Below are 11343 nucleotides of genomic sequence, written 5' to 3'. Positions count from 1 at the left end.
ATTAATTTGAGGCCACTTTTTTGTTCCTAAGTTTTCTCCATGCTTTCCTTCCATAGACAATTACCAAAAACAATAAGATAATAGCCAGAACAGCGGCTATAATAGGTGCTACCATGGCAAGGATGGTCATAATGCCAGCTCCTGCTGTTTCGGTAGTTCCTACTACAGAATTACCCAATCCACCGGTAGTTGCCGTAGAAGCAGCCCGTATTCCTGCAAAACCTGAGCTGATGGTAGCTGCCGTCCCTCCACCCGCAATTAAAGCCAGGGCCCATTGCGGAAATGTTCCCAGTTCGGCAAACTGACTGGCAAATAAAACAGAGCCGGCCACTGTAGCCATCGGAATGGAGACCGTATCCAGTAAATGATCAATAAAAGGAATATAGTACGCCAGAATTTCAACCACTGTCGCAATACCTGTGGTGATTAATGTGGGCAAGCCCGCAAGCCATTCAAAATTTTCATTCATTGGAATCCAGTGAAAATAAGACGCCAGACTCACGGCAAACATGGGAAGAAAAACCCTGAAGCCTGTGGCTGCTGACAATCCAATGCCAATGAATGCACTGATGACATACGAAAGATAGGGAACTTGATCTAACATATTAATTTTCAGATTTATTGTTTCCTATAAAAATACAAAAAGTATGCGAGATTTGAAGGATTGTAAGGGGAGATTTGGAAATGGGATTACGAAGTATAAACTTCAAACGCTTCACAAGAATAAATTTGAATAATCAGCAAAGTCTGTGAAATATAGACTTTATAGAAACTTGTATCCGTAATCATCTGTGCCAATCTGTGTTATCAGTGGTGAGAAAAAATAAAATGAAGAATGAAATCTGTGAGAAATATTAACTACAGATTTTCACAGATTTCTATTGTAGATAAGTAATTAAATGAATAATCTGTCAGATTAAAATTACTTTTTCTGCGTTTCACAAAGCCTGATAAATTGTGCTTCCACTTCCTGAAATTTTGGAGGCATCTCAGAAGAAACCCAAAACAGCATTGCCATAGTCTTTTCTCCAAAAGCTTCTTTAAATAAATCCTTATTCAATCGATAACATTCCCTCAGTAACCTCTTGATACGGTTTCTGTGAACAGCTTTTTTAAAATATCTTTTAGAAACAGAAACACCAAGCTTTCCGTTTTCTACCGGGAGAGTAGGTTTGTCTTTCAGAATAATAATTCTCAGATTTCCGGAAGTTTTCCACTTACCCTTTTCAAAAAGCAAGCTGATCTCTGTATTTTTTTTGAGCTTTTCCGCCCTGGGGTATCTGGAATTCTGCATTAATCTTGTTTCAGTAAATGATTAATCACTTCAGCAGCAGCATAAAGCCCAAAAATGGCAGGCATATAGCTGATTGTTCCATAAAAAGATCTTTTATAATTGGTTCCGTCTGTCATTTTCAGACTTTCCTCATCCTGAATATCGTTGGCAAAAACACAACGTACCCCTTTGTCGATTTTTACTTTTCTCAGCCTTTTTCTTATCTGTCTTGCAAGATGGCAATGCTCGGTTTTGCTGATGTCTCTCACCAATACCTTACTTGGATCGGTCTTTCCTCCAGCTCCCATCGAGCTTACTATTTTTATTTTTTTTCTTTTAGCGGCTATAATTAAGCTTAATTTTGGAGTCACACTGTCTATACAATCCAGAACATAATCAAATGGCGAAGAATCCATCACTTCATCCATTCTTTCAGGATTCAGAAACTCATTGATTTTAGTTAATTTAAGATCCGGATTGATGTCTAACAGCCTTTCAGCAACAACTTCCACTTTATGTTTTCCAACAGTGGATCTTAGAGCAGGGAGCTGTCTGTTTACATTGGTAATATCTACAGTATCACCATCTACTATTGTCATACTTCCTACGCCGGCTCTAGCCAGAAATTCAGCAGCAAAGGAACCAACACCTCCTAATCCTACAACAAGAACAGTTGCTTTGTTCAATTTTTCCAAACCTTCTTCCTTAATGAGAAGTTCTGTTCTTTCCAGCCAGTATTTATCCATTTTTTATTGTGTGTAAGTTTTCTAAAATTTGTTCGTTGAGATCATCCAAAGAAATTCCTTTTATTTCCGAAACTTTTAGGTACAATTCTTCGATCTCAAAATCTTCATTGTCAGTTTCTAAAAAGAATTTGTCTAATGGAGTGGTTTTTAAAATATCCTGCAAAGATAAATTATACAAAACAGCTTTTCCAAAACTCAGATAAAAATTATTGGCCAGAAGATCCTCTGCAATTTGCCGTTTTTTATTAAAACCATGAATGATCATAGGTTGTTCCGCCTTTTTTTTAAAAGAAATCACTTCATAAAATTTTCTGACACAATGTACAATAACAGGCTTCTTTACTTCATTGGAAATTCTAATCTGTTGTAAAAAGACTTCCTCCTGAATTTTCTGATCAGTTGGTACCAAAGAATCCAGACCACATTCACCAATAGCAAAACAATTCTGAAATATCATATCCTTCATCCATGTCATCTGATGGTCTATATCCGAAATATTAATGTCATTCGGGTGAATTCCTATTGAATAAGGGAAATCCGGTGGAATTTGTTCAATATCCAAATTGTAAATTCCATTTCTGATACTTTTTTTATGGTGATGAAAATCGAAAAATTCCATACTCAAAAATACGACTATTTGGAATTAATATAAAATTATTAAACGATCGTTTATAAATGTGTTAAAAATTTCTTAACTTTACTCAAAGTACACTTCATGAAAAAAAAATTTACTGAAAAACAGATTCACATACTGGACATTGCAGAAGAATTGATTGCAAAGAAAGGGTACGAGGGAACTTCTGTAAGGGATATTTGTTCTAAGGCTAATATCAATGTCGCTATGATCTCCTATTATTTCGGTTCCAAGGAGAAAATGATGTCTTATCTCTATCAGTATAGAGTATTGAAGACCAGGGAAAATTTTTCAGAATTTGCGGATACCATTAAGGAAGGAAAGCCCGAAATGCAGATGCGCGAAATGATAAAATATATTGTTTCCCAGCTGTTCAAATACAATTATTTTCATGGGTTTGTTACCCAGGAACTCCGTCATACAGAGAATTTAAAAGATGAATTGCTGGATTTTTACCAGCTGTTTGTAAAAAAACTGGATGAAGTCATTAAAAAAGGGGTAGCCTCCGGAGTGTTTACTTTTACACCAAAGCCGGAAGATATTCTTACGATGATTATCGGCTCTACCTTATTTGTGATCCGGAATAAAAATTTTTATGAGCTTTACGTACCAAGCAAAAACGAAGAAGCCTATGCAAAAGAGGCTGAAAAGAAAGTAAGAATGAATCTTTTATTAAGTGTTTTTGCAATTTTAGGATACGCTGCAGACTAAAATTACGTTAAATATTCATAAAAAAAAATCTATTGACAAAAAAGTTATATTTTTGCAAATTAGTAAATCGGCTGTATAATCCGAAAACTGTTGAACTTTTTATATGAAAAAATATATTTTAGGTCTTTTCGCTGTAGCAGTGATGGCATCATGTGCTAGCCAGCAGGAAAGAGCAATGAAGAGTGCTGATAAAGATTTTATCTTAAAAGCCGCCAATGAAAACTTCGCCAAGAAAAAGTGGAAAAATGCGTTGGCTCTTTATGACAGACTTGCGAACCTTGTAGCAGGAACGGATGATTTCCCTAATGTAGGTTTCAATACAGCTTATGCCAATTACTACGATAAAAGTTACAAGCTGGCTGGGCATCAGTTTAAAAACTTTGCTGTTAACTTTCCAAAAGACCCAAGAGCTGAAGAAGCGGCTTATATGTCTGCATTATGCTACTATGAGGGATCTATGGATTACAACCTGGATCAGTCGAGTACAGAGCTGGCGATCAATGAGCTTCAGGACTTCCTGAATAACTATCCGACTTCAGAAAGAGCAAAAAATATTACTCAGCTTATTGATGAGCTTTCATACAAGTTAGAGTTCAAAGCTTATGAAAACGGAAGACAGTACTTTAAAATGGGAGAATACAAAGCTGCTAATGTTGCTTTGGAAAATGTATTGGAAGATTTCCCGGGTACAAAACTTCGTCCGAAAATTTATGATTATATCATGAAGTCACGTTATGAATTGGCATTAAAGTCAATTTATAGTCTTAAGGATGAGCGTATTGAAAGCGCATTGACTTACGTGAAAATGGTTGAAAAAGAACTTCCTAATACAGAATATTCTAAGACCGCAACTGATCTGAGAGTAAAACTGGAAAAAGAAAAGCAAAATTTTGTAGTTGTTAAAAAAGAAACAGAAGCAAGAATTGCAGCTTTAACTGCCAAACAGAAAAAAGAAGTTGAAAAGCTTGAAAGCCAGGATAAAAAAGAGCAGCAGATTAAAGATCAGATTAGCAACGAAAAGCAGGCAAAGCAGATGCAGAGGGATAGTGCAGCACTTAAGACCCCTCCACCTGCAGCGACTTTCAAAATTAAAAGATAATTCGTAAATTTGCCATCTTAAAATAAAAATAATTTTCTCAAAATGAGTGTAAAAGATACAAAAGCAGAAGTAAATACTATCACTTACGATAAAGATAAGATTGAAGATAAAGTAGGTTCAATCTATGAAGCTATTGTTATCATGGGAAAGAGAGCAGAGCAGATCAATGCGGAGATCCGTACGGAACTTCACAACAAATTAGATGAATTTGCCGTTCACAATTCTACATTAGAAGAAGTTTTCGAAAACAGAGAACAGATTGAGATCTCTAAGCATTACGAAAAACTTCCTAAGCCAACTTCAATTGCTATTGAAGAGTGGCTAAATGAAGACGTGTATTTCAGAAAAACAGAAGAGAGAAAGTAATCATCATCTGTCTTTTTATAAACAAAGGTCATAAAGGAATTAAGTTCTTTTATGACCTTTGGTGTTTTAAACCCTGATTGTGGTAAAAAATAAGTATTTTAGTATTTCAAAAAAATTAAAGCTAAATGAGTGTTTCCGGTAAAAAGATCCTGATCGCTGTTTCTGGAGGAATTGCGGCCTACAAAGCTCACTTTCTGATAAGAGACTTTGTGAAAAAAGGAGCTGAAGTACAGGTGATAATGACCCCCGATGCAGAACATTTTGTAACCAAACTCAGTTTGGCTACTCTATCGAAAAAACCTGTTTATTCCGATTTTTATGGGGATAACGGAACCTGGAATAGCCATGTAGAACTGGCTTTATGGGCAGATGTGATGATCGTGGCTCCCTGTACAGCCAATACTTTATCCAAAATGATTCACGGAATGTGCGATAATCTTGTTATCGCTACCTACATGTCTGCAAAATGCCCGGTGTTTATTGCGCCGGCAATGGATCTGGATATGTATGCACATCCTTCCACAAAGAAAAACTTAGAACTGGCAGAAAATTATGGACATATTATCATTCCTGCTGAAAGCGGAGAGTTGGCAAGTGGCCTGATCGGGCAGGGAAGAATGGCAGAGCCGGTAACTATTTTTAGTGCTCTGGAAGATTATTTTTCAGCTCATACCGTTGAGAAAAGTCTTGACGGAAAAACGGTTTTAATTACTGCTGGTCCTACTTATGAAGCCATAGACCCGGTAAGGTTCATTGGAAATCATTCTTCCGGAAAAATGGGATTCTCTTTAGCTGAAGAAGCTTCAAAAAGAGGAGCAAAGGTTATTCTGATCTCGGGACCAAGCTCTCAAACCCTTACCGATAAAAGTATAGAACTGTATAAAGTGACCTCTGCAAAAGAAATGCTTGCCAAAGTATTTGAATTTTATGATAAAATTGATATTGGTATTGCAAGTGCTGCGGTAGCAGATTATGCACCAAAGGATATTGCCAAAGAGAAGATTAAAAAAAATGATGAAAATCTTACAATCGAATTGGTGAAAAACCCTGATATTCTTAAAACAATGGGTGAGAATAAAACCCATCAGTTTCTGGTAGGTTTTGCTTTGGAGACACAGAATGAAGAAGAAAATGCCAAAGGAAAACTGGAAAAGAAAAATCTTGATATGATTGTACTGAACTCTTTGCGCGATGAAGGAGCAGGCTTTAAAAATGATACCAATAAAATCAAGATATTCACCAAAACAGAGAAAAGAGAATTTGACCTGAAGTCGAAAGGGGAAGTGGCAAAAGATATTCTCAACTTTGTTGAATCTCAGCTTTTAAAATAATTTTAATAAATTTCCGTTCTCAATTTTTAATAGACAATGAAATCGTCAGAGCTTATAAAGGCAATATCTATGGGGATAGTACGATTACATATGACATTTAAAAGAACAATAAGTATCTCCATATGAAAAAAATTATAAGTTTATTTTTTCTGTTATTTATCTGTAATCTTGGTTTTTCCCAGGAGTTGTTAGCAACCGTTCAGGTAAACTCCCAGCAGATAGGAGGAAGTAACCAGCAGGCGTTTAAAGCGTTGGAAAAGAGCCTTAGAGATTTTATCAATAATACCAGCTGGACAGGAAAAAAATTACAGAATTTTGAAAAGATCAAATGTGGGTTTTCCATTGTTATTGCTGAAAGAGATGTAAACAAATTCAAGGGAACCATTGTAATACAGGCAGTACGGCCAGTGTATAATACAACATATGAATCTCCTTTACTGAATCTTCAGGATCAGAGGTTCAGTTTCGAATATATTGAAAATGAAAACCTTATTTTCAATGAGAGACAGTTTTCCGGGAAAAACCTTACCGATGTAATCAGCTTCTATATTTATCTTATTTTGGGTTATGATGCAGACAGCTTCCAGTCTATGGGAGGAACTCAATGGTTTTCAAAAGCTCAACAGATCGCTCAGAATTCTCAGAACAGAAATTATGATGGCTGGAATACCGTCAATGAACCTAGAAGCCGTACCATACTGATCAACGAAATTCTGAATCCAAACTGGAGCCAGTTGAGATCTACTATGTACACTTATCACAGATCCGGAATGGATAATCTTTTCAGCCAGGACCAGACTCCTGCTAAAAAAGTGATCTTTGATGGCCTGATGCAGCTTAAAACATATGAAAACTCTTTCCAGCAAGGATTTTTCTTCAATCTTTTCATGGATACAAAGAGTGATGAGATCTTCAATGTTTTCAATTCCGGAAACAATGGTGGGCTTATTCTTAATGATCTGAAGCAGACCATGATTGTTCTTTCGCCAAAAAATATTGATGGTAAGTGGAATAAATGGAAGTCATAGAATCTCTGCTGTGCGAAGAGGGATGTATGAAATAGATTTATTGTTTTTATAGGGTAAATATTTTGATTTTTTTATGTGTATTTGATATTGTTTTCTATATTTGTTATTATAATACTTAATTGTTACCAAATCCTAATATTATGAAATCTAAAATCAAAGTACAAAAATTAACCAGAGATCAGCAAAAAAACATTCTAGGTAGTGGCCCAATCTCATATGGATGTAGTGGCTGCTGCATGTGGGCAACTCAGGACGGTGTAAGAACATGTGTAGGGTATTATCCTCCTAACAGAGATTGTACCTGCATGGTTTAAAATCTTGTATAGAGATGCATGGACGTGATCTCAATCATGCTATATAAAGACAGGAATTGTATCCGTCATTGGCTGTAATTCTTAAAAGTAATCCTCAATGGCCTCAAATAGCTTTAAGGATTACTTTTTTTTAATACGTTTATTAAGGTACGTGAGATTATTGTTTCAGGATTTCCATTTTTGAAACCAGTCTAGTGGTAAGGTTTACGGATCAAGTGCAAAAATTGGGATTAGTACAAAATCTATAGTTTTTGTTGAAGAAACAGATTATTTTAATCGCAAAAGAAGGATGATTCAAACGTTTTATTTTAGGAAGCTAAGATGTTTCGTGGATATGTATTCTTTCCTTAAGAATATGAGCTAAGATGCTAAAAACTGTATGTCAAATTAAATTCTATAAATACAAACAATATTATCTCCAGACTTCTAAGACTGATTCAGGTTTTCCCTGTTTCAATATGGAGATTTAAAAATTTCACAGGATTTGCTATTCTTAGATATTGAATACTGACTTCTAAAGTTCTATATTTGCATTTAAAGTAACCCGTCGTTTATCCATGCTTTCAAGAATTTACATTAAGAATTTTGCCCTGATTGATACCCTTGATGTATCATTAAATAACGGTCTTCAGGTAATTACCGGAGAAACCGGAGCTGGAAAATCCATCATTCTGGGTGCACTGCGTCTTATCCTGGGAGAAAGAGCAGATGTGAAATCCATATCAAAAGCAGAAGAAAAAAGTGTTGTAGAAACGGAGTTTGCATTGAACAATCAATTCAAGAAATTCTTTATTGAGAACGATCTGGATTATGAACTGCAAACCATCATCAGAAGAGAAATATTGCCATCAGGGAAATCCCGGGCATTTATCAATGATGTACCGGTAACACTGGATATCCTGAAAGAGCTGTCTTCTCAGTTAATTGATATTCATTCCCAGTTTGAAACTTCCAATCTTTTTACTTCAGAATATCAGTTTAAAATTATAGACGGGCTTTCTGAAAATAAGAAAATTATCGATGATTATCAACAGGCATTTTCAGCATTCCAGAATCTTAATACCTTACTTAAAAAGCTGAAAACACAACTATCAGAGACCAATAAAGAAAGTGACTATAAAGATTTCTTACTCAACGAGCTTGAAGAATTGAAGCTTGATGATGTAGACTATGAAGATATTCAAAATCAGTTATCCATTCAGGAAAATGCAGGGATGATTTCTGAAAATGTAGGCCAGATCCTTTCGAGGTTTCATCAGGAAGAAATAGGAATTCTTTCATTTTTCAATGAGGCAAAAGCTAAACTTTCCAGAATTGCAGGTATTTCCACCAGTTTTGCTGAGCTGGATCAAAGACTTGAAACTTCATTTGTAGACTTGAAAGATATCATTTCTGAACTTGAACATGAAGCAGAAAAACTGGAGATCAACCCGGAAAACCTTCTTGTTCTTACTGAGCTGAATAATAAGATCAATGCTTTATTCCTTAAACATAATGTTTCAGATATCAATGAGCTGATCGAAATCAGAAATGAGCTGGCAGGAGATCAAAGAGGAGCTTCAGAGTTGGAAGCACAGATCATTGAAACCGAAGAAAATATTGCTGAGAAAGAAAAATCCCTTCAGGTTCTTGCTGAAAAGCTTTCCAAAAACAGAAAGAAAAATGTTCCTGTCTTCATCAAAAAAGCAGAAGGATTACTTAAAAAGCTGGGACTTGAAAAAGCCAGGGTTGATATAGAATTACAGGGTGCAGAAGAATTTAACCAATTTGGAAAGGAAAATATTCAGCTTTTATTCCAGGCGAACTCAGGATTTCCTTTAAAACCGATCCAAACAGCCATTTCCGGAGGAGAAAGATCAAGGGTAATGTTGGCCGTGAAAAAGATCATTGCAGAAAGTGATGAATTACCAACATTGATTTTGGATGAAATTGATACCGGAGTTTCGGGAAAAGTAGCCGAAGAAATTGGAAATCTTATGCGTGAAATGTCTGAGGATATGCAGCTGATCGTTATTTCTCACCTAGCACAGGTTGCAGCCAAAGGAAATGATAATTACAAAGTGGTAAAACAGGATATTGCAGGAAAAACCCAATCTACCATCATTTCTTTAAGTGATGAAGAAAAGCTGAATGAAATTGCTCAGTTACTTTCAGGAAGCAAAATTACTGAAGCAGCTCTTGCTCAGGCAAAAGAATTAATAGGATAGCCTTAATCAAAATAAAAAAACGCCCCGGAAAATTCCGGGGCGTTTTGGTATTTAATCTATGTTTCTAAAATTATTTCAAGCTTCCTACCATATCTTCAGGTTTTACCCATTCATCAAACTGTTCAGCAGTTAGAAGACCAAGATTAATAGCTTCTTCTTTTAAAGTTGTGCCGTTTTTATGAGCAGTCTTCGCAATTTTTGCAGCATTTTCGTATCCGATATGAGTATTTAAGGCTGTTACCAGCATTAAAGATTTATCTACAAGTTCTTTAATTCTTTCATGATTTGGCTCAATACCTACAGCACAATGGTCATTGAATGAAATACATGCATCAGCAATAAGTTGTGCAGATTGTAAGAAGTTGTAAGCCATTACCGGTTTGAAAACATTCAGCTCATAATTCCCTTGAGTTCCGGCAAAAGAAATGGTAGTGTCATTTCCTAGAACCTGAGCACAAACCATTGTCAGAGCCTCATTTTGAGTAGGGTTTACTTTTCCGGGCATGATGGATGATCCCGGCTCATTTTCAGGAATATGGATCTCTCCGATTCCGGAACGTGGCCCCGATGCCAATAGTCTGATATCCTGAGCGATCTTGAATAAAGAAACGGCAAGTTGTTTTAAAGCGCCATGGCTTTCAACGATTGCATCATGTGCGGCTAATGCTTCAAATTTATTCTCTGCAGTGATAAACGGATGATTGGTAAATTTTGCAATATATTCAGCAACCTTTACATCATAACCATTCGGGGTATTTAAACCTGTGCCTACTGCGGTACCTCCCAATGCAAGCTCAGAAAGGTGGGGCAGGGTGTTTTTTAAAGCTCTTAATCCGAATTCCAATTGGGCAACATAACCGGAGAATTCCTGTCCCAATGTAAGTGGAGTCGCATCCATCAGGTGAGTTCTTCCGATTTTTACCACATCTTTGAAGGCTTGGGATTTTTCAGCAAGGGTATTTTTTAATTTTTCAACTGCCGGAATGGTTGCCTCTACTACTTTTTTATAAGCAGCAATATGCATGGCTGTTGGGTAAGTGTCATTGGATGACTGAGATTTATTCACATCATCATTCGGGTGAATTTCAGATTTTTCTCCCAAAGTTCCGCCATTGTTAACATGGGCGCGGTTGGAAACCACCTCATTCACATTCATGTTGGACTGCGTTCCCGAACCGGTTTGCCAGATGACCAAAGGAAACTGATCATTCAGTTTTCCTTCAAGGATTTCGTCACAAACTTTAGCGATCATATCTCTTTTTTCGGAAGGAAGCACTCCCAGATCAGCATTGGTATAGGCTGCAGCTTTCTTTAAATAAGCAAAAGCTTCAATAATCTCGTGAGGCATAGATCCTTCAGGACCAATTTTAAAATTATTTCTTGAACGTTCTGTCTGTGCACCCCAAAGCTTATCTGCAGGTACCTGCACTTCTCCCATGGTGTCTTTTTCTATTCTGTAATTCATTGTGGTTGAAATTTTATAGTCTTTTTACTTCTGAAGCCATTTTTACCTTTTTATGGATTCATTATTGGATTAGCATAAAGGTACTTATAAACTCAAAAACTCACAATTTATAATCATTATAAATATCAATTTTAATGACTGATTTTGCTCATCTTTTTTTAAAGTAAGC

At 36.1% G+C, this 11343-nt stretch carries 12 protein-coding genes; 7 read left to right on the top strand and 5 right to left on the bottom strand.

Annotated elements, in window-relative coordinates; genetic code table 11:
• Position 1: 1 nt before the first annotated feature.
• The 4 genes from WH267_RS08005 to WH267_RS07990 form a co-directional block, all read right to left on the bottom strand.
• Positions 2-604, bottom strand: a complete 603-nt coding sequence (locus tag WH267_RS08005) for a DUF4126 domain-containing protein (RefSeq protein ID WP_340007158.1) — start codon at positions 602-604, stop codon at positions 2-4.
• A 318-nt stretch (positions 605-922) separates the two neighbouring features.
• Positions 923-1294, bottom strand: a complete 372-nt coding sequence (gene rnpA / locus WH267_RS08000) for a ribonuclease P protein component (RefSeq protein WP_115969711.1) — start codon at positions 1292-1294, stop codon at positions 923-925.
• On the bottom strand, positions 1294-2019 hold the full coding sequence (locus tag WH267_RS07995) for a tRNA threonylcarbamoyladenosine dehydratase (RefSeq protein WP_340007155.1): 726 nt from the start codon (positions 2017-2019) through the stop codon (positions 1294-1296). The genes rnpA and WH267_RS07995 overlap by 1 nt, the downstream gene beginning before the upstream one ends.
• Positions 2012-2638, bottom strand: coding sequence for a TatD family hydrolase (locus tag WH267_RS07990; protein WP_340007153.1), 627 nt, complete (start codon positions 2636-2638; stop codon positions 2012-2014). Before WH267_RS07990 ends, WH267_RS07995 begins: the two co-directional genes overlap by 8 nt.
• Positions 2639-2734: 96 nt before the next feature.
• On the opposite strand from WH267_RS07990, the gene WH267_RS07985 reads away from it, so the two are divergent.
• The 7 genes from WH267_RS07985 (at position 2735) to WH267_RS07955 (ending at position 9709) form a co-directional block, all read left to right on the top strand.
• Positions 2735-3364 (top strand): TetR/AcrR family transcriptional regulator, encoded by a 630-nt coding sequence (locus WH267_RS07985; RefSeq protein WP_066693165.1) that lies wholly within the window; start codon positions 2735-2737, stop codon positions 3362-3364.
• A 103-nt stretch (positions 3365-3467) separates the two neighbouring features.
• Positions 3468-4463, top strand: coding sequence for an outer membrane protein assembly factor BamD (locus WH267_RS07980; protein WP_340007150.1), 996 nt, complete (start codon positions 3468-3470; stop codon positions 4461-4463).
• Positions 4464-4505: 42 nt separating this feature from the next.
• Positions 4506-4829 (top strand): DNA-directed RNA polymerase subunit omega, encoded by a 324-nt coding sequence (locus tag WH267_RS07975; protein WP_034681463.1) that lies wholly within the window; start codon positions 4506-4508, stop codon positions 4827-4829.
• A gap of 125 nt (positions 4830-4954) precedes the next feature.
• Positions 4955-6160 (top strand): bifunctional phosphopantothenoylcysteine decarboxylase/phosphopantothenate--cysteine ligase CoaBC, encoded by a 1206-nt coding sequence (gene coaBC / locus WH267_RS07970; RefSeq protein WP_340007148.1) that lies wholly within the window; start codon positions 4955-4957, stop codon positions 6158-6160.
• Between the two features lie 122 nt (positions 6161-6282).
• Positions 6283-7188 (top strand): type IX secretion system protein PorD, encoded by a 906-nt coding sequence (gene porD / locus WH267_RS07965; protein WP_340007147.1) that lies wholly within the window; start codon positions 6283-6285, stop codon positions 7186-7188.
• A 140-nt stretch (positions 7189-7328) separates the two neighbouring features.
• Positions 7329-7502, top strand: a complete 174-nt coding sequence (locus WH267_RS07960) for a hypothetical protein (protein ID WP_165852180.1) — start codon at positions 7329-7331, stop codon at positions 7500-7502.
• A gap of 557 nt (positions 7503-8059) precedes the next feature.
• Positions 8060-9709 carry a DNA repair protein RecN gene (locus WH267_RS07955; RefSeq protein WP_340007145.1) on the top strand — a complete coding sequence of 550 codons (1650 nt, stop codon included), beginning with the start codon at positions 8060-8062 and terminating at the stop codon, positions 9707-9709.
• Positions 9710-9779: 70 nt separating this feature from the next.
• Here the strand turns inward: WH267_RS07955 and fumC are convergent, their stop codons facing one another.
• Entirely contained in the window at positions 9780-11174 is a 1395-nt protein-coding gene (fumC, locus tag WH267_RS07950; RefSeq protein WP_340007144.1) for a class II fumarate hydratase, read from the bottom strand.
• Positions 11175-11343: the final 169 nt, after the last annotated feature.

This window comes from Chryseobacterium sp. MYb328 (assembly GCF_037572595.1).
In the GTDB taxonomy this organism is placed as follows: Bacteria; Bacteroidota; Bacteroidia; order Flavobacteriales; family Weeksellaceae; genus Chryseobacterium; species Chryseobacterium pennae.
This window is presented reverse-complemented; position numbering and strand designations above follow the sequence as displayed.

What these genes read in the sequence shown, in the direction of transcription:
- WH267_RS08005 (WP_340007158.1), bottom strand. Translation starts at nt 604, where the DNA reads ATGTTAGATCAAGTTCCCTATCTTTCGTATGTCATCAGTGCATTCATT.
- rnpA (WP_115969711.1), bottom strand. Translation starts at nt 1,294, where the DNA reads ATGCAGAATTCCAGATACCCCAGGGCGGAAAAGCTCAAAAAAAATACA.
- WH267_RS07995 (WP_340007155.1), bottom strand. Translation starts at nt 2,019, where the DNA reads ATGGATAAATACTGGCTGGAAAGAACAGAACTTCTCATTAAGGAAGAA.
- WH267_RS07990 (WP_340007153.1), bottom strand. Translation starts at nt 2,638, where the DNA reads ATGGAATTTTTCGATTTTCATCACCATAAAAAAAGTATCAGAAATGGA.
- WH267_RS07985 (WP_066693165.1), top strand. Translation starts at nt 2,735, where the DNA reads ATGAAAAAAAAATTTACTGAAAAACAGATTCACATACTGGACATTGCA.
- WH267_RS07980 (WP_340007150.1), top strand. Translation starts at nt 3,468, where the DNA reads ATGAAAAAATATATTTTAGGTCTTTTCGCTGTAGCAGTGATGGCATCA.
- WH267_RS07975 (WP_034681463.1), top strand. Translation starts at nt 4,506, where the DNA reads ATGAGTGTAAAAGATACAAAAGCAGAAGTAAATACTATCACTTACGAT.
- coaBC (WP_340007148.1), top strand. Translation starts at nt 4,955, where the DNA reads ATGAGTGTTTCCGGTAAAAAGATCCTGATCGCTGTTTCTGGAGGAATT.
- porD (WP_340007147.1), top strand. Translation starts at nt 6,283, where the DNA reads ATGAAAAAAATTATAAGTTTATTTTTTCTGTTATTTATCTGTAATCTT.
- WH267_RS07960 (WP_165852180.1), top strand. Translation starts at nt 7,329, where the DNA reads ATGAAATCTAAAATCAAAGTACAAAAATTAACCAGAGATCAGCAAAAA.
- WH267_RS07955 (WP_340007145.1), top strand. Translation starts at nt 8,060, where the DNA reads ATGCTTTCAAGAATTTACATTAAGAATTTTGCCCTGATTGATACCCTT.
- fumC (WP_340007144.1), bottom strand. Translation starts at nt 11,174, where the DNA reads ATGAATTACAGAATAGAAAAAGACACCATGGGAGAAGTGCAGGTACCT.